Source organism: Pseudomonas sp. SM4 (assembly GCF_051913165.1).
In the GTDB taxonomy this organism is placed as follows: domain Bacteria; phylum Pseudomonadota; class Gammaproteobacteria; order Pseudomonadales; family Pseudomonadaceae; genus Aquipseudomonas.
In genome coordinates this window covers 70,439-91,781 of the sequence record NZ_JBODOE010000020.1, presented here as the reverse complement: position 1 = coordinate 91,781, position 21,343 = coordinate 70,439, and the positions used below count along the sequence as shown (strand labels likewise).

The 21,343-nt window shown below is 60.8% G+C and carries 20 protein-coding genes; 18 read left to right on the top strand and 2 right to left on the bottom strand.

Annotated features, from left to right (window positions below; translation table 11 throughout):
• The first annotated feature begins 206 nt into the window (after positions 1-206).
• From ACQ4MY_RS27600 to ACQ4MY_RS27585, 4 genes are all read left to right on the top strand, one after another.
• Positions 207-866 carry a transglutaminase-like domain-containing protein gene (locus ACQ4MY_RS27600; RefSeq protein WP_440097102.1) on the top strand — a complete coding sequence of 220 codons (660 nt, stop codon included), beginning with the start codon at positions 207-209 and terminating at the stop codon, positions 864-866.
• Between the two features lie 43 nt (positions 867-909).
• A complete protein-coding gene (locus tag ACQ4MY_RS27595) occupies positions 910-1,533 on the top strand; it encodes a glutathione S-transferase family protein (protein ID WP_440097101.1) in 624 nt (207 codons plus the stop codon).
• Positions 1,534-1,656: 123 nt separating this feature from the next.
• Positions 1,657-2,589 carry an ABC transporter ATP-binding protein gene (locus ACQ4MY_RS27590; protein ID WP_440097100.1) on the top strand — a complete coding sequence of 311 codons (933 nt, stop codon included), beginning with the start codon at positions 1,657-1,659 and terminating at the stop codon, positions 2,587-2,589.
• Positions 2,586-3,365, top strand: coding sequence for an ABC transporter permease (locus tag ACQ4MY_RS27585; RefSeq protein ID WP_008087860.1), 780 nt, complete (start codon positions 2,586-2,588; stop codon positions 3,363-3,365). The genes ACQ4MY_RS27590 and ACQ4MY_RS27585 overlap by 4 nt, the downstream gene beginning before the upstream one ends.
• 151 nt (positions 3,366-3,516) lie before the next feature.
• Here the strand turns inward: ACQ4MY_RS27585 and ACQ4MY_RS27580 are convergent, their stop codons facing one another.
• On the bottom strand, positions 3,517-4,035 hold the full coding sequence (locus ACQ4MY_RS27580; RefSeq protein ID WP_008086309.1) for a DUF2062 domain-containing protein: 519 nt from the start codon (positions 4,033-4,035) through the stop codon (positions 3,517-3,519).
• Positions 4,036-4,171: 136 nt separating this feature from the next.
• Here ACQ4MY_RS27580 and ACQ4MY_RS27575 point away from each other — a divergent pair, with 136 nt between their 5' ends.
• The 12 genes from ACQ4MY_RS27575 (at position 4,172) to ACQ4MY_RS27520 (ending at position 15,628) form a co-directional block, all read left to right on the top strand.
• Positions 4,172-6,406: a DNA internalization-related competence protein ComEC/Rec2 gene (locus ACQ4MY_RS27575; protein WP_440097099.1), complete on the top strand. Its 2,235-nt coding sequence runs from the start codon at positions 4,172-4,174 to the stop codon at positions 6,404-6,406.
• A gap of 101 nt (positions 6,407-6,507) precedes the next feature.
• Entirely contained in the window at positions 6,508-7,143 is a 636-nt protein-coding gene (locus ACQ4MY_RS27570; protein WP_007908216.1) for a MotA/TolQ/ExbB proton channel family protein, read from the top strand.
• Positions 7,140-7,568, top strand: coding sequence for an ExbD/TolR family protein (locus tag ACQ4MY_RS27565; protein WP_008086304.1), 429 nt, complete (start codon positions 7,140-7,142; stop codon positions 7,566-7,568). Before ACQ4MY_RS27570 ends, ACQ4MY_RS27565 begins: the two co-directional genes overlap by 4 nt.
• Positions 7,568-8,578, top strand: coding sequence for a tetraacyldisaccharide 4'-kinase (gene lpxK, locus ACQ4MY_RS27560; protein ID WP_440097098.1), 1,011 nt, complete (start codon positions 7,568-7,570; stop codon positions 8,576-8,578). Before ACQ4MY_RS27565 ends, lpxK begins: the two co-directional genes overlap by 1 nt.
• A gap of 21 nt (positions 8,579-8,599) precedes the next feature.
• Positions 8,600-8,785 carry a Trm112 family protein gene (locus ACQ4MY_RS27555; RefSeq protein ID WP_003174668.1) on the top strand — a complete coding sequence of 62 codons (186 nt, stop codon included), beginning with the start codon at positions 8,600-8,602 and terminating at the stop codon, positions 8,783-8,785.
• A complete protein-coding gene (gene kdsB, locus ACQ4MY_RS27550) occupies positions 8,782-9,546 on the top strand; it encodes a 3-deoxy-manno-octulosonate cytidylyltransferase (RefSeq protein WP_440097097.1) in 765 nt (254 codons plus the stop codon). The genes ACQ4MY_RS27555 and kdsB overlap by 4 nt, the downstream gene beginning before the upstream one ends.
• Entirely contained in the window at positions 9,546-10,010 is a 465-nt protein-coding gene (locus ACQ4MY_RS27545) for a low molecular weight protein-tyrosine-phosphatase (RefSeq protein ID WP_440097095.1), read from the top strand. The genes kdsB and ACQ4MY_RS27545 overlap by 1 nt, the downstream gene beginning before the upstream one ends.
• The gene (gene murB, locus ACQ4MY_RS27540) at positions 10,007-11,026 is read left to right on the top strand and encodes a UDP-N-acetylmuramate dehydrogenase (RefSeq protein ID WP_440097094.1); all 1,020 of its coding nucleotides are present in this window, start codon (positions 10,007-10,009) and stop codon (positions 11,024-11,026) included. The genes ACQ4MY_RS27545 and murB overlap by 4 nt, the downstream gene beginning before the upstream one ends.
• 246 nt (positions 11,027-11,272) lie before the next feature.
• On the top strand, positions 11,273-11,743 hold the full coding sequence (locus tag ACQ4MY_RS27535) for a (2Fe-2S)-binding protein (protein ID WP_440097093.1): 471 nt from the start codon (positions 11,273-11,275) through the stop codon (positions 11,741-11,743).
• The gene (locus tag ACQ4MY_RS27530) at positions 11,740-14,061 is read left to right on the top strand and encodes a molybdopterin cofactor-binding domain-containing protein (protein WP_440097092.1); all 2,322 of its coding nucleotides are present in this window, start codon (positions 11,740-11,742) and stop codon (positions 14,059-14,061) included. The genes ACQ4MY_RS27535 and ACQ4MY_RS27530 overlap by 4 nt, the downstream gene beginning before the upstream one ends.
• Positions 14,061-15,041 (top strand): XdhC family protein, encoded by a 981-nt coding sequence (locus ACQ4MY_RS27525; protein WP_440097091.1) that lies wholly within the window; start codon positions 14,061-14,063, stop codon positions 15,039-15,041. The genes ACQ4MY_RS27530 and ACQ4MY_RS27525 overlap by 1 nt, the downstream gene beginning before the upstream one ends.
• The gene (locus ACQ4MY_RS27520; protein WP_008086288.1) at positions 15,038-15,628 is read left to right on the top strand and encodes a nucleotidyltransferase family protein; all 591 of its coding nucleotides are present in this window, start codon (positions 15,038-15,040) and stop codon (positions 15,626-15,628) included. Before ACQ4MY_RS27525 ends, ACQ4MY_RS27520 begins: the two co-directional genes overlap by 4 nt.
• Positions 15,629-15,786: 158 nt before the next feature.
• Here the strand turns inward: ACQ4MY_RS27520 and rne are convergent, their stop codons facing one another.
• Positions 15,787-19,014: a ribonuclease E gene (gene rne / locus ACQ4MY_RS27515; RefSeq protein WP_440097089.1), complete on the bottom strand. Its 3,228-nt coding sequence runs from the start codon at positions 19,012-19,014 to the stop codon at positions 15,787-15,789.
• A gap of 697 nt (positions 19,015-19,711) precedes the next feature.
• On the opposite strand from rne, the gene rluC reads away from it, so the two are divergent.
• Both rluC and ACQ4MY_RS27505 read left to right on the top strand, forming a co-directional pair.
• Positions 19,712-20,671 (top strand): 23S rRNA pseudouridine(955/2504/2580) synthase RluC, encoded by a 960-nt coding sequence (gene rluC / locus ACQ4MY_RS27510; RefSeq protein WP_440097088.1) that lies wholly within the window; start codon positions 19,712-19,714, stop codon positions 20,669-20,671.
• The gene (locus tag ACQ4MY_RS27505) at positions 20,658-21,320 is read left to right on the top strand and encodes an HAD-IA family hydrolase (RefSeq protein ID WP_053122618.1); all 663 of its coding nucleotides are present in this window, start codon (positions 20,658-20,660) and stop codon (positions 21,318-21,320) included. The genes rluC and ACQ4MY_RS27505 overlap by 14 nt, the downstream gene beginning before the upstream one ends.
• Positions 21,321-21,343 lie beyond the last annotated feature (23 nt).

The following is a 21,343-nucleotide window of genomic DNA, read 5'->3' as shown; positions in this document are numbered from 1 at the left end:
TTAGACCGCATCTGCAAAACCGGGTGGTCAGACCAAGGTGATTGAAATCGTGGGAAACCCCGGATCGTTTTCGTAGGTTCGGTGGGCAACACGTGTGGGAAATCGTTCGGTGATCCCGCGTCTTTGCATCCATGTTTGGCCGAAACGTCGTTATCTCTGTGCTTGAGCTGTCGCTAGACTCCAGATTCATTCAGGAGACTGCCGTCATGCACGAGTATCTGAGTCCCGGCCGCTTCATCGATAGTGACCACCCGGCGGTGGTGGAGTTCGCTGAACGACATCGGGGTGCCAGTGGCGACCCGGTCGAGCAGGCGATCAATCTTTATTACGCCGTGCGCGAAGCGGTGCGCTACAACCCCTACACTTTCAGTCGCGATCCGCAAACCCTGCGCGGCAGCTACGCGTTGGCGGCGGGGGAGAGTTATTGCGTGCCCAAAGCCACGCTGCTCGCCGGTTGCGCGCGGCATTGCGGGATCCCGGCGCGGATCGGTCTGGCCGACGTGAAGAATCATTTATCGACGCCGCGTCTGCTCGAATTGCTGAAAAGCGACATGTTCGCCATGCACGGTTACACCGAGTTTTTCCTCAACGATCGTTGGGTCAAGGCAACGCCGGCGTTCAACCAGAAACTCTGCGAACTGTTCAACGTCGCGCCGCTGGAATTCGACGGCATCAATGACAGCGTTTTCCATCCGTTCAATCGTGATGGCGCACAATTGATGGAGTACCTGGTCGATCACGGTCAGTTCGCCGATGTGCCGGAAACCTTCTTCTTCGAACACCTGGAAAAATGCTATCCGCACCTGTTCGGCGATCAGCAGCCACAACTGTTGGGCGACATGCGCAACGATGTAAGCCGCGTCTGATCCGGCGTATGCTGGCCGCCCACGCATTTGCAAAGAGGCGGTCATGCTGAAGATCTGGGGACGGAAAAACTCATCGAATGTCAGGAAGCCATTGTGGGCCGCCGAGGAACTCGGCCTGGCTTACGAGGCGATTGATGCCGGTGGCGCGTTCGGTGTGGTCGACACACCGCAGTACCGGGCGATGAACCCGAACGGTCGCGTGCCGGTGATCGAAGACGACGGTTTCGTGCTGTGGGAATCCAACGCCATCGTGCGCTACTTGCTGGGCAAGCATGCGCCGAACAGCACTTGGTATTCGGCGGATCCGCAAGCCCGCGCCATCGCTGACAAGTGGATGGACTGGACCACGTCGAGTTTTGCCGGGCCGTTCCGCACCGTGTTCTGGGGCGTCTTGCGCACCCCGGCGGACAAGCAGGACTGGTCGGCGATCAACGCCGCGATCAAGGAATGCACTGAGTTGTTGAGCATGGCCGACGAGGCGTTGGCCAGCCAACCGTATCTTTCCGGCCAAGACATCGGCATGGGCGATATCCCGCTCGGCAGTTTCATTTATGCCTGGTTCGAGATGCCCATCGAACGCGCCCCGCAAGCGCATCTGCAGGCCTGGTACGAGCGTCTGAAGCAGCGTCCGGCCTACCAGAAAGCAGTCATGACCGCGTTGACTTAATACCTACTATCGACACACTTGACTGTACTTGTACGGCGGCGGCAAGCACCATTGCGCACTTGCGCTGCGGTTCGATCCTTCGCCGCCGTCTTCTTTTTCCCTTCAATGGTGCGTAAATCAGATATGAGTTCCGCTCTGTCCATCCGGCAGCTAACCAAAACCTACGGCAACGGGTTCCAGGCCTTGAGTGGTATCGATCTGGACGTCGCCGAAGGTGACTTTTTCGCCTTGCTCGGCCCTAACGGTGCCGGCAAATCCACAACCATCGGCATTCTCTCGACCCTGGTCAACAAGACCAGCGGCACGGTGAATATCTTCGGTCACGACCTCGACAAAAATCCTGCGCAGCTCAAGCGCTCGATCGGCGTGGTGCCGCAGGAATTCAACTTCAACCAGTTTGAGAAGACCTTCGACATCGTCGTCACTCAGGCCGGTTACTACGGCATTCCGGCGAAAGTCGCCAAGGAACGCGCCGAGCAGTACCTGACGCAACTGGGCCTGTGGGACAAGCGCGATGTGCCGTCGCGTTCTCTGTCCGGCGGCATGAAGCGCCGTCTGATGATTGCCCGCGCGCTGGTGCACGAACCGCGTCTGCTGATCCTCGATGAACCGACCGCAGGTGTCGACATCGAGTTGCGCCGCTCGATGTGGACGTTCCTCACCGAACTGAACCAGAAAGGCATCACCATCATCCTCACCACGCATTATCTGGAAGAGGCTGAGCAGCTGTGCCGCAACATCGGCATCATCGACCACGGTACCATCGTCGAGAACACCAGCATGAAACAGTTGCTGGGCCAGTTGCACGTGGAAACCTTCTTGCTCGACCTGAAAAACGACTTGAGCTTCACTCCGCAATTGCTCGGCTACCCCGCGCGGTTGATCGACAGCCATACCCTGGAAGTCCAGGTCGACAAATCCATGGGCATCACGGCGTTGTTCACCCAATTGGCGCAGCAGAACATTGAAGTGCTGAGTCTGCGCAACAAAACCAATCGCCTTGAGGAGCTGTTCGTGTCCCTGGTGGAGAAAAATCTGTCGAAGGTGGCGGTATGAGTTCCGAATTCCGTCCCAACCTCGTCGCCCTGCAGACCATCGTTTACCGCGAGGTCAAACGCTTCACGCGGATCTGGCCACAGACCCTGCTGCCGCCAGCAATCACTATGGTTCTGTATTTTGTGATCTTCGGGAACCTGATCGGCCGGCAGATCGGCGACATGGGTGGCTTCACCTACATGGAGTACATCGTGCCGGGCCTGATCATGATGTCGGTGATCACCAACTCTTACGGCAACGTGGTCTCGAGTTTCTTTGGCAGCAAGTTCCAGCGTTCCATCGAAGAATTGATGGTCTCGCCGGTGTCGCCGCATACGATTCTGATCGGCTTCACCATTGGCGGCGTATTGCGCGGTCTGATGGTCGGCGTGATCGTGACGATTCTGTCGCTGTTCTTCACCCATTTGCAGGTGCATCACCTCGGCGTGACCATTCTGGTGGTAGTACTGACGGCGACGATCTTCTCGCTGCTGGGCTTCATCAACGCCGTGTTTGCGCGCAACTTCGATGACATTTCGATCATCCCGACGTTCGTGCTGACGCCGCTGACGTATCTGGGTGGGGTGTTCTACTCGATCACCTTGCTGCCGCCGTTCTGGCAGACCGTGTCGCTGGCCAACCCGGTGCTACACATGGTCAACGCCTTCCGTTACGGCATTCTCGGTGTGTCGGACATTAAGATCGGCATCGCGATCACCTTCATGCTGGTGGCGACGGTGGTGCTGTATCTCGGCTGCGCGCGGTTGCTGGTGAGCGGGCGCGGGATGCGTACCTGATCCACACACAATCCCTGTAGGAGCTGCGGCACGCTGCGGTCTTTTGATTGTGACCTTCAAGATCAAAAGATCGCAGCGTGCCGCAGCTCCTACAGGTCGTGTCCGGCAGCACCAAACAAAACGGCCTCCCATTGCGGAGGCCGTTTTGCGTTCAAGGCTGGCGGCTTTTCTTGCGCCGCGCCCACTGTCGCGCCACCCACCAGCGCCAATACATCATCACCACGAAGTAGGCGAGGGCACCCAGTACCAGCCCGCACACCACCGAACCCAGCAGAAACGGCTGCCACAGCGTTGACAGCTCCCCGCTGATCCACTCCCAGGTCAGCTCATCCGGCAGATGCCGCGCCGGCACATCCATCAACCACGCCCCGGCCTGATAGGTGCAAAAAAACACCGCCGGCATGGTGATCGGGTTGGTCAGCCACACCAGGCTGACGGCAATCGGCATGTTCCCGCGCACAGTGATGGCCAGCGCGGCCGCCACCAGCATCTGTGCTGGAATGGGCAGGAAAGCGGCGAACAAACCGACGGCCATCGCCCGCGCGACCGAGTGGCGATTGAGGTGCCAGAGGTTGGGGTCATGCAGCAACTTGCCGAGAAAGCGTAAGGATTTGTGTTCCCTGATGCTCGTCGGGTCGGGCATGTAACGTTTGAATAAGCGCCGGGGCATAAGGCTTCTCGGTCGGTTAAGGCGGCAAGTATGTCTGGATTCTAGGGGGCGCCCATTCAGACTTTGTGACAATTGTTGACGACGGCCATGCCGAACAGCCGCTATGCCTAGAGGTGCGACTCTCAAGGACGGGCTTATGCGCACAGGGATGATGGCGCTGGCAGTCGGTCTGCTGGTGGTGGTTTTTTTGCCGGTTTTACCGCCGGTCGGGTTACTGGTGGTATTGCCGGTGGTGGGGCTGATGTTGCTGCCGTTTCGCAGCTATCCATTGGCGTTTTTGCTGTTCGGTTTAACCTGGGCCGGTGTCGGCGCGCACTGGGCACTGGATGATCAACTGGCGAGCCATCTCGACGGCGAGACGCGTTGGCTGGAGGGGCGAGTCGTCGGCCTGCCGCAACACAGTGATGGCGTCGTGCGTTTTGAATTGGCCGATGCGCGTTCGCGTCACGCAACGTTGCCGCCGCTGATGCGTCTGGCCTGGTATGCCGGGCCGCCGGTCAACAGCGGCGAGCGCTGGCGACTGGCGGTCAAGCTCAAACGTCCCGCTGGCCTGCTCAATCCTGAGGCCTTCGATTACGAAGCGTGGCTGTTGGCGCAGCGCATCGGTGCAACGGGCACGATCAAGGACGGTGAGCGTCGGAGCACGGCGCGATGGGCGTGGCGCGACAGCCTTCGTCAGCGTTTGCTTGAAGTCGATGCGCAAGGTCGCGAAGGCGCGTTGGCGGCGCTGGTGCTCGGTGACGGTTCCGGGCTCAGTCGCGAGGATTGGCAGGTCCTGCAGGACACCGGCACCGTGCATTTACTGGTGATTTCCGGCCAGCACATCGGATTGCTCGCGGCGGTGATGTACCTGCTGGTTGCAGGACTCGCTCGTTACGGGTTGTGGCCGCTGCGTTGGCCGTGGCTGCCGTGGGCCTGTGGCCTGGCTTTCGCCGCTGCCGTCGGTTACGGCTTGCTCGCCGGTTTTGATGTGCCGGTGCAGCGCGCTTGCGTGATGGTCGGGCTGGTGCTGCTGTGGCGCCTGCGCTTTCGCCATCTGGGGGCGTGGTGGCCGCTGCTGCTGGCGTTCAACGGCGTGTTGTTGCTGGACCCGCTGGCCAGCTTGCGCCCGGGTTTCTGGTTGTCTTTCGCTGCTGTGGCGGTGCTGGTTTTCACCTTCAGCGGTCGGCTGGGCGCGTGGCGCTGGTGGCAAACCTGGACGCGGGCGCAGTGGTTGATTGCCATCGGCTTATGCCCGGTGTTGCTGGCGCTGAACCTGCCAATCAGCCTCAGCGGGCCGCTGGCCAATCTGCTGGCGGTGCCGTGGGTCAGCCTGGTGGTGCTGCCGCCGGCCTTGCTCGGCACGTTGTTGTTGCCGCTGCCCTATGTCGGCGAAAGCTTGCTGTGGCTGGCCGGTGGATTGATCGATTGGCTGTTTCGCGCGCTGGCGGTGATTGCCGGGATCTGGCCTGCGTGGACAGCACCGTCGATATCCACGTGGGTGTGGGCGTTCGGCAGTCTGGGTGCCGTGTTGTTGCTGTTGCCGCGCGGCGTGCCGATGCGGCCGCTGGGCTGGCCATTGTTGCTGATGCTGGTGGTGCCGCCGCGTGAGCGGTTGGACGAAGGTCTGGCTGACGTCTGGCAACTGGATGTCGGTCAGGGGCTGGCGATCCTGATCAGAACCCGTCACCACGCGCTGCTCTATGACGCCGGCCCGCGTTTCGGCGATTTCGATCTGGGCGAGCGCGTGGTGCTGCCGGCGTTGCGCAAACTCAGCGTGGAGAACCTCGATCTGATGCTGCTCAGCCACGCCGATGCCGATCATGCCGGCGGTGCGCTGGCCGTCGCCCGAGGCCTGAAGGTCGGCAGGGTACTCAGTGGCGATCCGCCGGGGCTGCCGGCCGAGCTTGGCGCTCAAGCCTGCGAAAGTGGTGAGCAATGGGAGTGGGATGACGTGCGTTTTCAGCTCTGGGTATGGTCGGACGCCCACGACAGCAACCAGCGCTCCTGCGTGTTGCAGATCGAGGCCAGTGGCGAACGTCTATTGCTGACGGGCGATATCGACACTCACGCCGAACGCGTTCTGCTCGACAGTCCATTGGCCGTGCCCACGCAATGGTTGCAGGCCCCGCACCATGGCAGCCGCAGCTCGTCGTCCATGGCCCTGCTCAAGGCGCTGAAGCCTGAAGCCGTGTTGATTTCCCGAGGTCACGGCAATTCCTTCGGCCATCCGCATCCGACCGTACTGGCGCGCTATCGCAAACAAGGCCTGCGCATCTATGACAGTGCCGAGCAGGGCGCTATTCATCTGCAACTGGGTCGCTTCACGCCACCGTGGACGATGCGTCAACAGCGGCGTTTCTGGCGCGATCCGCCTGCGCTCGCCCGTTGATCGGTGCCAGCATGGATGGCACATCACGGTCGTCGGAGGGGCGGGTCTTAATCGCGGATCGGTATGGTAAAGTGGCGCACTTTTTCGAGGGGACTGTCACTGTGTGGGAATTGGTCAAATCCGGCGGCTGGATGATGTTGCCGATCATTCTGAGTTCCATCGCGGCCATGGCGATTGTCGCCGAGCGCCTGTGGACCCTGCGCGCCAGTCGCGTCACCCCCGAGCATCTGCTGGGCCAGGTCTGGGTGTGGATCAAGGACAAGCAGCTCAACAAAGAAAAACTCAAGGAGCTGCGTGCCAACTCGCCGCTGGGCGAAATCCTCGCCGCCGGTCTGGCCAACTCCAAGCATGGTCGCGAGATCATGAAAGAGTGCATTGAAGAGGCCGCCGCCCGCGTCATTCACGAGCTCGAACGCTACGTCAATGCGCTGGGCACCATCGCTGCGATGTCGCCGCTGCTCGGCCTGCTGGGTACGGTGCTGGGCATGATCGATATTTTCAGCGCCTTCACCGGTTCCGGCATGACCACCAACGCTTCGGTATTGGCCGGTGGTATCTCGAAAGCGCTGATCACCACGGCGGCAGGCCTGATGGTCGGTATTCCGGCGGTGTTCTTCCACCGGTTCCTGCAACGCCGCATCGATGAGCTGGTGGTGGGCATGGAGCAGGAAGCGATCAAACTGGTTGAAGTGGTGCAGGGCGACCGTGACGTTGACCTGGCCGAGGGCCGCGCGTGAAATTCCGTCGCAAGCCTCGGGAAACGATCGACATCAACCTCGCGTCTTTGATCGACGTGGTGTTCATCCTGCTGCTGTTTTTTGTCGTGACCACTACGTTTACCCGCGAAACCCAGTTGCGCGTCGATCTGCCGGAAGCGGTCAGTGGCTCGCCGGCCGAAGATCAGCAACTCAAGCAGATCGACGTGGCCATCAGCGCTGAAGGCGTGTTTTCGGTGAACAACAAGATTTTGCCGAAAAATGATCTGGCGACCTTGATGGAAGCCATGCAGAAAGAATCCAACGGCGACACCACTATGCCGTTGTCGATCAGTGCCGACGGCAAGACTCAGCATCAATCAGTGATCACCGCCATGGACGCGGCCGGCAAGCTCGGTTTCAGCCATCTGCGCATGACCACGGTTGAGGCGGCGCCGAAATCCTGATGAGCCTGGCCGATCGCTTGCTCGCCGCGTGGTATCAGGGTCACCCGGCCCTGACGCTGCTGCGGCCGCTGGAAATGTTGTACCGCCGCGTGGTGATCAACAAACGTCAGCGTTTTCTCGACGGTGAAGGCCAGATTTACCAGCCGCCAGTGCCGTTGATCGTGGTTGGCAACATCACCGTGGGTGGTACCGGCAAGACGCCGATGATTCTCTGGCTGATCGAACACTGCCGGCGCAGCGGCCTGCGCGTTGGCGTAGTCAGCCGTGGCTACGGCGCCAAGCCGCCGCAGTTGCCATGGCGGGTCGAGGCCGATCAGGCCGCCGACGTTGCTGGCGACGAACCGCTGCTGATCGTCCAGCGCACCGGCGTGCCATTGATGATCGACCCCGATCGCAGCGCCGCCGTCAAAGCCTTGCTCGCCAGTGAACCGCTGGATCTGATCCTCTCCGATGACGGCATGCAGCATTATCGTCTGGCGCGGGATCTGGAGTTGGTGTTGATCGACGCTGCCCGTGGACTCGGCAATAAACGTTGCCTGCCGGCGGGGCCGTTGCGCGAGCCGATCGAGCGTCTGCAAAGTGTCGACGGCGTATTGTTCAACGGTGCCACGGCTGATCGCGACGACGGTTTCGCTTTCCATCTGCAGCCGACCGCGCTGGTCAATCTGCGCAGCGGCGAGCGTAAATCGCTCGATCTTTTTCCAGCAGGCCAGGCCGTGCACGCGGTCGCCGGGATCGGCAATCCGCAACGTTTCTTCAATACCCTCGAAGCGCTAGACTGGCGAGCAGTCCCGCATGCGTTTGCCGACCACGCCGAATACAGCGTGCAGGCGTTGAATTTCACCCCGTCATTGCCGTTGGTGATGACCGAAAAGGACGCGGTGAAGTGCCGTGCCTTTGCTGCTGCCGACTGGTGGTATCTGGCGGTCGATGCCGTGCCGTCGCCGGCCTTCGTGGCCTGGTTCGACACACAGCTGATGCGCCTGTTGCCCGATCGTCTTTTGCCTTAACTCTTTATCCAGGGAATGTTCATGGACACCAAATTGCTCGACATCCTCGCGTGCCCGATCTGCAAAGGCCCGCTCAAGCTCAGTGCCGACAAGACCGAACTGATCAGCAAGGGTGCCGGCCTGGCATACCCGATCCGCGACGGCATCCCGGTGATGCTCGAAAGCGAAGCGCGCACCCTGACCACCGACGAGCGTCTGGATAAATGACCACCGCCTTCACCGTTGTCATCCCGTCGCGTTACGCCTCGACCCGCCTGCCGGGCAAGCCGTTGCTGGACATCGCCGGCAAGCCGATGATCCAGCATGTGTGGGAACAGGCGAGCAAAAGCAGCGCCACCCGTGTGGTGGTTGCGACTGACGATGCGCGCATCGTCGAGGCCTGCAAAGGCTTTGGCGCCGAAGTGGTGCTGACCCGTGAAGATCACAACTCCGGCACCGATCGTCTGGCTGAAGTCGCGGCGAAACTGGGCCTTGAGCCCGACGCGATCGTGGTCAACGTGCAGGGTGACGAGCCGCTGATTCCGCCAAGCGTGATCGATCAGGTCGCCGCCAACCTCGCCGCCCACACCGAAGCGCGCATGGCCACGCTGGCCGAGCCGATCGAAGACGTCGACACCCTGTTCAATCCGAACGTGGTCAAAGTCGTCAGCGACCTCAATGGTCTGGCGCTGACGTTCAGCCGTGCGACCTTGCCGTGGGCACGCGATGCCTTCGCCAAAAGCCGCGAGCAATTGCCCGAAGGCGTGCCGTACCGTCGCCATATCGGCATCTATGCCTACCGCGCCGGTTTCCTTCAGGATTTCGTCAGCTGGGGCCCGTGCTGGCTGGAGAACACTGAGTCGCTCGAACAGCTGCGTGCCCTGTGGCACGGCGTGCGCATTCATGTTGCCGACGCGCTGATCGCTCCGCCAACCGGCGTCGACACCGTTGAAGACCTTGAGCGCGTTCGTCGCCTGCTGGGGGCCTGATGCGCGTTCTGTTTGTGTGCCTGGGCAACATTTGCCGTTCGCCCACGGCCGAAGGCGTATTGCGCCACAAATTGCGTGAAGCAGGGCTGGCGGAACAGGTCGAAGTGGCCTCCGCCGGCACCGGTGACTGGCACGTCGGCAATCCGCCAGACAAACGCAGTCAGGCCGCCGCCAAAGTGCGCGGTTATGACCTGTCGGCGCAACGCGCGCAACAGGTCAGCCGTGCCGACTTCGCCAGTTACGATCTGATTCTGGCGATGGACAACAGCAACCTGCGCAACCTCAAGGCCCTGCAGCCGTTCACCGGTAAAGCCGAGCTGGATCTGTTCCTGCGCCGTTATGCCGGGCTGGTCGATGAAGTGCCGGACCCGTATTACGACGGCGATCAAGGGTTCGAGCAGGTGCTGGATCTGATTGAAGCGGCTTGTGACCAATTGTTGATCGAAGTGAAGGGCCGGTTATGAGTTTGCAGCTGCAACCGCAGGTTTCCCTGAAACCGTTCAACAGTTTTGGCGTGGATGTTCGCGCGCAATTGTTCGCCGAAGCCCACAACGATGCTGACGTTCGCGAAGCGCTGGCTTATGCCACTGCCCACGACATGCCGTTGCTGGTGATCGGTGGTGGCAGCAATTTGCTGCTGACCGCAGACATTCCGGCGCTGGTGCTGCGCATGGCCACCCGTGGCATTCGTGTGCTGAGCGATGACGGCAGTCGCGTGGTGATCGAGGCGGAAGCGGGCGAGCCGTGGCATCCGTTCGTACAGCACACGTTGGCGCAAGGTTTCTCCGGGCTGGAGAACCTCAGCCTGATTCCGGGCACCGTCGGCGCTGCGCCGATGCAGAACATTGGCGCTTACGGCGTCGAGATCAAGGATGTGTTCGCCGGGCTCACCGCGCTGGATCGTCAGACCGGCGAGCTGCGCGATTTCACCCTGGAAGAATGCAACTTCGCCTACCGCGACAGCCTGTTCAAGCAGCAGCCGGGGCGTTGGCTGATCCTGCGGGTGCGCTTCACGCTCAATCGCGTCGCGCAATTGCATCTGGAATATGGCCCGGTGCGTCAGCGCCTGACCGAGCAGGGCATTGAGCATCCGACGCCGACCGATGTCAGCCGCGCCATCTGCAGCATCCGCAGTGAAAAACTGCCGGATCCGGCGGTGCTCGGCAATGCCGGCAGCTTCTTCAAAAACCCGCTGGTGTCGGCGGCCATCGTCGCGCAGATCAAAGCGCAGCACCCGGATGTGGTGGCTTACGCGCAGCCGGACGGCCAGATGAAGTTGGCCGCTGGTTGGTTGATCGAGCGCGCCGGCTGGAAAGGTTTCCGCGAAGCCGATGCCGGCGTGCATAAATTGCAGGCGCTGGTGCTGGTCAATTACGGCACCGCGACCGGCCTGCAATTGTTCGATCTGGCGCAACGTATCCAGAAAGACATTGCCGAACGTTTCAATGTCGACCTGGAAATGGAGCCCAATCGCTATTGAGGCTACGCTTTCCAAGCGCCATCCAGAGCCCTGCACTGATGAAAAAGTGCAGGGCTTTTTTGTTAACGCTGGGTTAACTTAGCGAGCTAACGATAACCGTCATTTGCTCCACCAAAGGCCCGGTGCAGACGTTCGCGTCGACACAAGAGAGCCTCATTAGCCTGAGTCGATCTGCGTGAACCACCGCCGATGCAACGGCGGCAGATTGCTCGACCCCATAACCACCAACAATATGCGGGCGTGCCCATGATTACCCTGAAACTCAATGGTCAAGACCATCCCCTTGATGTCACGGAAGACATGCCGCTGCTCTGGGCCATCCGCGACGTTGCCGGTTACAACGGCACCAAATTCGGCTGCGGTATGGGCCTGTGTGGTGCCTGCACCATTCACATCGACGGTCTGCCGGCACGCAGTTGCATCACGCCGATCGGCTCGGTGATCGGGCAGAACGTCACCACCATCGACAACCTGCATGCCGACCCCGTCGGGCAAGTCGTCCAGCAAGCCTGGCTCGACACGGCGGTCGCGCAGTGCGGTTTCTGTCAGGGCGGGCAAATCATGTCGGCCACCGCATTGCTCAAAACCAATCCGAACCCGAGCGACGAGCAGATCGAAGAAGCCATGGTCGGCAACATCTGCCGCTGCGGCACTTACAACCGGATCAAAACTGCAATCCGCCAGGCCTCCACGCATCTGAATGAGGCGAAAGCATGAGCCGCCTTCCGAACGATTTCGCCCTGAGCAATCTCAGTCGCCGCGGTTTCCTCAAAGGCGTTGGCGCGACAGGCGCTTTGGTGCTGGCCGCGAGCTGGGGTTGGCAGGACGCGTTGGCCGATGAGAAAGAAAAGAAATTTGGCGCCGATGGCATGCCCAATGGCTGGATCGATGATCCCAAGGTTTATGTGAGCATTGCCGCTGACGGCACCGTCACCGTGGTCTGCAACCGTTCGGAGATGGGCCAGGGCGTGCGCACCAGTCTGACCATGGTCGTTGCCGATGAGCTGGACGCCGATTGGGCCAGGGTCAAAGTGCAGCAGGCGCCGGGCGATGAAGTGCGTTTCGGCAATCAGGACACCGACGGCTCGCGCAGCATGCGGCACTGGTACGAACCGATGCGGCGTTGCGGCGCTGCGGCCCGGACGATGCTCGAACAAGCGGCGGCCGCGCAGTGGAAAGTGCCGGTCGGCGAATGCCACGCGCAACTGCACAAAGTCATTCACCAGCCATCCGGGCGTGAGCTGGGTTATGGCGAACTCGCCGCCGCAGCCAGTGCGTTGACGGTGCCTGCGCGTGACAGCCTGCGCCTCAAGCAACCATCGGAATTTCGCTACATCGGCAAGGAAGGCACCAAAGCCATCGATGGCGACGACATCGTCAACGGCCGCGCCGTGTACGGTGCCGACGTGCATTTCGACGGCATGTTGTACGCGACCATTGCCCGTCCGGCCGTATATGGCGGCAAGGTCAAATCGCTGGATGACAGTGCCGCACTGAAAGTCCCCGGCGTGCTGAAAGTGATTCAGATTGAAGGCCGTCCACTGCCTTCGGAGTTTCAGCCGCTGGGTGGCGTGGCCGTAGTGGCCAGCAACACCTGGGCTGCAATCAAGGGTCGCGAAGCGCTGAAGATCGAATGGGATGACGGCCCCAATGCCAGTTACGACTCCATCGCCTATCGCAAGGAACTGGAAGCCGCGTCGCTGAAGCCCGGCAAAGTCGTGCGCAATACCGGCGATATCGACAAAGCCTTGAGCGGCGCTGGCAGTATCCTCGAAGCTTCGTATTACCTGCCGCATCTGGCGCAGGCACCGATGGAGCCGATGGTTGCCATCGCCCGTTACAAGGACGGTGTTTGCGAGGCCTGGGCGCCGAGTCAGGCGCCACAAGTCACTCGCGAGCGGATTGCCGAGCGTCTCGGGCTGCCGTTTGACAACGTCACCTTTAATGTCACGCTGCTCGGCGGTGGTTTCGGACGTAAATCCAAGCCGGACTTCGTCGTCGAAGCGGCGATCCTCGCCAAGGAATTCCCCGGCAAAGCCGTGCGGGTGCAGTGGACGCGCGAAGATGACATCCACAACTCGTATTTCCACACCGTGTCCGCCGAATACCTCAAGGCTGGCGTTGGCAAGGACGGCATGCCGTCCGGCTGGTTGCATCGCACCGTGGCGCCGAGCATCACCGCGCTGTTCGCGCCGGGCATGAACCATGAAGCGGCGTTCGAGCTGGGCATGGGCTTCACCAACATGGCCTACGCCATTCCCAATGTGCGCCTGGAAAACCCCGAAGCGACCGTGCACACGCGGGTCGGCTGGTATCGCTCGGTGTCGAACATTCCCCATGGTTTTGCGATCCAGAGTTTCGTCGATGAACTGGCGCACAAGGCCGGTGAAGATCCACTCAAGTACCAGATCAAACTGCTCGGCCCGAACCGGCAGATCGACCCGCGCACGCTGAGCGAAGAGTGGAACTACGGCGAATCTCCCGAGCGTTATCCGATCGATACCGGGCGCATGCGCACCGTGCTGGAAACCGCTGCCAAAGCCGCCGGTTGGGGGCGCAAACTGCCCAAGGGGCGTGGTCTGGGGCTGGCCGTGCATTACAGCTTCGTCACTTACGTGGCGGCAGTGATCGAAGTCGAAGTTAAAGACGATGGCACGCTGATCGTGCACAAGGCGGATATTGCCGTCGACTGCGGGCCGCAGATCAACCCTGAGCGGATTCGCTCGCAGTTCGAGGGGGCTTGCGTGATGGGCCTGGGTAACGCGGTGCTGGGTGAAATCAGCTTCAAGGACGGCAAGGTCCAGCAGGACAACTTCCATATGTATGAAGTGGCGCGCATGTCGCTGGCGCCGAAGGATGTCGCGGTGCATCTGGTGACGCCGCCGGGCGACGTGCCGCTGGGTGGGGTTGGTGAGCCCGGTGTGCCGCCGATTGCGCCGGCGCTGTGCAACGCGATCTTTGCTGCCACCGGCAAGCGTATTCGCAACCTGCCGGTGCGTTATCAGTTGCAGGGCTGGCAGAAGGCCGAGGCGTAATGGACAGCGTCGACCTCAATGTCCTGCGCAGCGTGCTTGAATGGCGCCGCGCCGGGCAGCGGGTGGTGCTGTTCAGTGTCGTGCAGACCTGGGGCACGGCGCCTCGGGCACCCGGTGCCATGCTCGCTTTGCGCGAGGATGGCGTGGTGATCGGTTCAGTGTCGGGCGGTTGCGTCGAGGATGATTTGATCGCGCGCCTGCACGACGGGCGTATCGCCAGCGATGGCCCGCCCGTGCAACTGATTACCTACGGTGTCACCCGTGAGGAAGCCGCGCGGTTTGGTTTGCCGTGTGGCGGCACGTTGCGCTTGACCGAAGAACGGGTCGGCGATCCCCAGTGGGTTGCCGAGTTGCTGGCGCGTTGCGAAGCGCACGAGATCGTTGCCCGTGAGCTGAACATCGAAACCGGTGAGGTTGTGCTGTCGGCGGCGAGCAAAACCGATTCGCTCGAATTCGACGGCAAGACCTTACGCGCGATCTACGGCCCGCGCTGGCGACTGCTGTTGATCGGTGCCGGGCAATTGTCGCGCTATGTAGCGGACATGGCGCGGCTGCTGGATTTCGAAGTGCTGATCTGCGATCCACGCACTGAATTCGTTTATGGCTGGGAAGAGCATCATGGTCGCTTCGTGGCGGGCATGCCGGACGAGGCGGTGTTGAGTATTCAAACGGATGAGCGCACAGCGATTGTGGCGTTGACTCACGATCCGCGTCTGGATGACATGGCGCTGCTCACGGCGCTGGATTCACCGGCCTTCTACGTCGGCGCGCTGGGCTCGCGGGTCAACAGTCTGAAGCGCCGGGATAATCTGGCTCAGCTAGGCTTGTCGGTACAGGCGATTGATCGACTGCATGGCCCCATCGGTTTGCACATCGGCAGTCATTCGCCGGCGGAGATTGCGTTATCGCTGTTGGCGGAGATCGTCGCGATCAAGAACGGTGTCGAGTTGAAACAGAAGAAACCCCTGGAGGACGCATGAGTCGATCCATCGCAGTGATCGTATTGGCGGCGGGCGAGGGCAGTCGCTTTCGCCAGGTGGCGGGTGTTGATAAGGACAAGTTGTTGGCCGACTGTACGGGACGCGATGGCGCGGTGCGTTCGGTGATCGAGCAGATTCTGGTGAATCTGCCAGCGAGTCTCGACAAGCGCGTACTGGTCACCACTGAAGCGCGACCGCAAGCGATGCGTATGGCTCAAGCTTATGGTTGTGAGGTTGTGACGATCGAGTCCACCGGGATGGGCGACAGCATTGCGGCGGGTGTTGCGGCTTGCCCTGACGTCGATGGGTGGCTGATTGTGCTGGGGGATATGCCGTTTATCTTGCCGTCGAGTATTGAGCGGGTGGTCGCAGCCATAGCTGATGATGCGGTGAGCGTGCCGGTGCAGGATGGCGAGTTTGGGCATCCGGTGGGGTTTGGTCGCGCGTTTGGTCCGGGGTTGTTGGCATTGAGCGGAGATCGCGGGGCTCGGCCGTTGTTCAAACAGGGCAGGGTGGTTGAAGTGGTGGTGGATGATCCCGGAGTGTTGTGGGATATCGATGTGCCTGAGGCTTTGGTTTTTAAATAACAGCAAGATCAAAAGATCGCAGCCTTCGGCAGCTCCTACAGGGGAACGCATTTCAAATTGTAGGAGCTGCCGAAGGCTGCGATCTCTTGATCTTTTAAATGGCATAAAAAAGCCCCGCCAGGCTTTCACCGGGCGGGGCTTTTTTACAGCTTCAGGAATCAGACGAGGGGTTTAGGCTCGTGTTCTTTTTCCTGGGCTTCTTCGTGGTGCTCTGCTGCGTCTTGAACGGAGCGAGGCGCTTCAGCGATGGCCGCTTCAACAACCGCTTGTTCAGCGACGACTTCTGCAACCGGAGCAGCAGCGGCAGCCTGTTCGGCTTCCTTCTGCAGGCGCTCTTCTTCACGCTTGCGACGACGCACTTCACGAGGATCGTTCGGTGCGCGACCGTTAGCAGCCAGAGCGCTGACCGGAGCCACTTCAGCCACCGGAGCAGGAGCTTCGACAACTACCGGCGCTTCGACGACTGGAGCTGGCTCAGCAGCAACCACTGGCTCGGCAGCTTTGGTCTCTGCAACCACTGGAGCTTCGGCAACAGGCGCTTCGTACGCTGGTGCTTCGAACACTGGCGTCTCAACAACCGGCGCTTCAACCACTGGCGCTGGTGTTTCAGCGACAACCGGCTCGGCGACCCAGTTGAACGCGGTCTGCTCTTCGCGAACTTCACGTACGGTTTCGGTCACGGTTTCAGTGACGGTTTCAACCACCGGCTCAGCAACCACAAGTGGAGCCGGCTCTACCTGAGGCAGCGTTTCCTGAACCGGAGCCACTTCGACTTCCGGAGCAGCAACCACTTCTACTGGAGTGGTCGCTTCAACAACCGGCGCTTCCACTGGAGCGGTTTCCTGTACGGCAGCGGTGGCGCGTTCGGCTTGCTCAAAGGCTTGGGCTTCGGCCGGAGCGCTGATCACGGTGCTGGCAACGGCTGCGGTAACAGCCAGGCCGGCGGCCAGATCGGCAGTGCTTGGCTCTTCAGCGTTTTCGCCGGCTTCGGATTCTTCCGAACCTTCGATCACGTTGCCGTTGGCATCACGCTGACGCTCACGACGGTTGCTGCGACGACGCTGACCGCGCGAACGACGACGTGGGCGATCGCCTTCGGCGCTCTCCGAACCGTCTTCCGGCAGTTGCTCTTCGTTGGTGTTCACTTCTTCTTCAGCGACGGCAGCAGCGGCCTGTTCGGCGCGCGGTTGACGCTCCTCACGCGGCGGACGCGGTGCGCGCTCTTCGCGTGGCTGACGAACCGGACGCTCTTCAGCAGCCACCTCGGTGGTCACGGCAGGAGCGGCGTCGAGCGGCTCGCGCAGTTCACGTACACGTTCTTCACGCTCGCCACGTGGCTTGCGATCTTCACGCGGAGCGCGCGGTGCACGTTCTTCACGCGGCGCACGTGGCGCGCGTTCTTCACGAGCGGCCGGCGCTGCTTCGGTACGGGCTTCACGCGGCTCGCGAACTTCACGGGCTTCACGTGGAGCGCGTTCTTCACGCGGCTCGCGTGGGGCGCGTTCTTCACGCGGTGCACGCTCTTCGCGCGGTTTGCGTTCTTCATCACGGCGACCATTACGGTTGCGGCTCTGTTGACGACCGTTGCGACGCTCTTCGTTACGGGCCGGACGCTCGGCAGCCGGTTTTTCAACCACGGCCGGAGCAACTGGCTCTTCTTTGGTAGCGAACAGGCTGACCAGCGACTTCACCAGACCTTTGAACAGGCTTGGTTCTGGCGCGGCAGCCGGAGCCGGCGCGGCGGCAGCAGCAGGTGCGGCCACTTCGGTCGGCACCGGAGCGTTGGCGCGAGCCGGTGCAGTTTTGACCGCGGCTTCCTGGCGAACCAAGGTGCGGGTCGCGGCGGCTGGCTGAACTTCTTCAACTTCGGCAGCGGCGGCAGCGATTTCGTAGCTGGACTGGTTGGTCGCGGCTTCCGGGCTGTCGTCACGCAAGCGCTGAACTTCGAAGTGCGGCGTTTCGAGGTGATCGTTCGGCAGAATGACGATACGAGCACGGGTGCGCAGTTCGATCTTGGTGATCGAGTTGCGTTTTTCGTTGAGCAGGAACGCGGCCACCGGGATCGGCACTTGTGCGCGAACTTCGGCAGTGCGGTCTTTCAGGGCTTCTTCTTCGATCAGGCGCAGGATCGCCAGCGACAGCGATTCAACGTCACGAATGATGCCGGTGCCGTTGCAACGCGGGCAGACGATGCCGCTGCTTTCGCCCAGCGATGGACGCAGGCGCTGACGCGACATTTCCAGCAGGCCGAAGCGCGAGATGCGGCCGATCTGCACGCGAGCGCGGTCGGCTTCCAGGCATTCGCGGACTTTCTCTTCCACGGCGCGCTGGTTCTTGGCAGGGGTCATGTCGATGAAGTCGATGACGATCAGGCCGCCGATGTCGCGCAGGCGCAACTGACGGGCGATTTCTTCGGCGGCTTCAAGGTTGGTCTGCAGAGCGGTTTCTTCGATGTCGCTGCCTTTGGTGGCGCGCGCCGAGTTGATGTCGATGGACACCAGGGCTTCGGTCGGATCGATAACGATGGAGCCGCCGGAAGGCAGTTCAACGACGCGCTGGAAAGCGGTCTCGATCTGGCTTTCGATCTGGAAACGGTTGAACAGCGGAACGCTGTCTTCGTACAGCTTGATCTTGCTGGCGTACTGCGGCATCACCTGGCGGATGAAGGTCAGGGCTTCGTCCTGGGCTTCAACGCTGTCGATCAGCACTTCGCCGATGTCCTGGCGCAGGTAATCGCGGATGGCGCGGATGATCACGTTGCTTTCCTGATAGATCAGGAATGGCGCGGAGCGATCCAGCGAGGCTTCTTTAATAGCGGTCCACAGTTGCAGCAGGTAATCGAGGTCCCACTGCATTTCTTCGCTGCTGCGGCCAAGGCCGGCAGTGCGCACGATCAGACCCATGTCGGCCGGTGCAACCAGACCGTTCAGCGCTTCACGCAGTTCGTTGCGCTCTTCGCCTTCGATGCGACGGGAGATACCGCCGGCACGCGGGTTGTTCGGCATCAGCACGAGGTAACGACCGGCCAGGCTGATGAAGGTGGTCAGGGCTGCGCCCTTGTTGCCACGTTCTTCTTTTTCGACCTGAACGATAACTTCCTGGCCTTCGCTCAGGACGTCCTTGATGTTGACGCGGCCTTCGGGGGCTTTCTTGAAGTATTCGCGGGAGATTTCTTTGAGGGGCAGGAAGCCATGGCGCTCAGAGCCAAAATCGACAAAGGCAGCCTCAAGGCTTGGTTCGATGCGAGTGATACGGCCTTTATAAATGTTGGCCTTCTTCTGCTCGCGTGCACCGGATTCGATGTCCAGGTCGTAGAGGCGTTGGCCATCTACCAGTGCAACACGCAACTCTTCGGGTTGAGTTGCGTTAATCAGCATTCTTTTCATGTAGTACCGTCGGTTTCCGGGCTGCCGGAAACGGCGTTCGGCACACACGACTTCTCACGGTCGGTGTCAGGTGCGTCGGGAGTGGTTGGCCATTCCCGTGTCCAGCGATATGCGGCCAATTGGGCCGATATAGCGACGTACGCGTCCTGCTTGCTGTGGCTACTTAAGCACTCAGTCAGGAGGAGGAATCAACCGTGGCTGTGGACGAGATGAAGCGTCTTGATAAAGCCTATTGCTACACAGTCCAGCGGTTGTGCATCTCCACCCTACACGTATCCCTGATAATTCGGGTGCTGCCGCGCGCAGAATCCGCAGCGGGTTGGCATTTACCGTGAGCTCCGAAAGGGGAGGTCACGCATCATGGCTAATCAGGCGGTGTTTCCGAAGCTTTCGCTCGGGGTCATCTGCGGTTGACTGCACTTTGTGAACTGGCCGTGAATATCTGCCTGTCAGGCGAGTAAAAACTCTGCTCGACGGTGTAATTCAGGCCTCATGTCACCTGCGCTTGTTACAACTGCAAACTCCACCGTTACGTAGCAAAAGCCCCGTAGGACGGCCTCGCGTCCTGGTGAATTGCGATGGTCAGGGCCGGTTTTTGACCGTGGTGCCGCTGTCCAGGCCGCTTTTGGCGGCGTTCGCGACTATAGCAGCAATGATTAAGTGCTTCAATTCCATAAAAATTGTTATCATCCGCGGCATGACAACTACTGCCCCTTCGACTCCAGGCGTTCAAATGCTTGAAGTCTCGCCGGAGTATGCCGGCCAACGAATCGACAATTTCCTTCTCGCCCGGCTCAAAGGCGTGCCCAAGACCTTGATTTACCGCATTTTGCGCAAAGGCGAAGTGCGCGTGAACAAAGGTCGGATCAAGCCCGAATACAAGCTGCAGGCCGGCGATATCGTGCGCGTGCCGCCCGTTCGCGTGCCTGAGCGCGACGAACCGGTGCCATTGGCCCAGGGTCTGTTGCAGCGCCTGGAAGCCTCGATTGTCTTCGAAGACAAAGCCCTGATCGTGATCAACAAGCCCGCGGGCATTGCGGTTCACGGCGGCAGTGGCTTGAATTTCGGTGTGATCGAAGCCTTTCGTCAGTTGCGCCCGGATACCAAAGAGCTGGAGCTGGTTCACCGTCTCGACCGTGACACGTCCGGCCTGCTGATGATCGCCAAAAAGCGCAGCATGTTGCGTCACCTCCACGAGCAATTGCGTGGTGATGGCGTCGACAAGCGCTACATGGCGCTGGTGCGTGGCAACTGGGCGACCTCGATCAAGAAAGTCAGCGCGCCATTGCTCAAGAGCAACCTGCGTTCCGGCGAGCGCATGGTCGAAGTCAACGAAGAAGGCAAAGAAGCCCTGACGATGTTCAAGGTGCTGCGCCGCTTCGGTGATTTCGCCACCATGGTCGAAGCCAAACCGGTTACCGGTCGCACCCACCAGATTCGCGTGCACACCTTGCATGCTGGCCATTGCATTGCTGGCGACAGCAAGTATGGCGATGAGGATTTCACCAAGGAAATCCGCGATCTGGGCGGCAAGCGTCTGTTTCTGCACGCTTACATGCTGACCGTGCCGCTGCCGGATGGCGGCAAGCTGACCTTGCAGGCGCCGGTCGACGAAATGTGGGCCAAGACCGTGGAGCGATTGAGTGCGCCCATCTGATTACAAGCTGCTGATTTTTGATTGGGACGGCACGCTGGCCGATTCCATCCATCGGATCGTCGAGGCGATGCACTCGGCATCCGGGCGTTCCGGTTTCGAGTTGCGTGATGATTTCGCCGTCAAAGGCATCATCGGCCTGGGCCTGCCTGAGGCGATCCGCACCTTGTATCCCGAGATCAGCGACGCTGAAATGACCTTGTTTCGCGAGTATTACGCTGATCACTACATCGCCGCCGAAGCCGTGCCTTCGCCGTTGTTCGAAGGGGTGGTCGAGTCGATGGCGTCGTTCCGCGAGCAGGGTTATCACCTGGCCGTGGCCACCGGCAAGAATCGCCGGGGTCTGGATCGAGTGCTCAAGGCCAATGGCTGGGAAGATTATTTCGATATCACCCGCGCTGCCGATGAAACTGCGAGCAAGCCGCACCCTCTGATGCTGGAGCAGATCCTTGCTCATTGCGGCGTGCGCGCCGAACAGGCGCTGATGGTTGGTGATTCGTCCTTCGATCTGCTGATGGCGCGTAACGCGGGGATGGATTCGGTGGCGGTCAGTTATGGCGCGCAATCGATCGAATCGCTTCAGCAGTTCGAGCCGCGCCTGTCGATCGACCGTTTTTCCGAATTGCATGCCTGGCTGGCGCAGCAGGCTTAATACGTTTTTGCTGGGGTGGATGG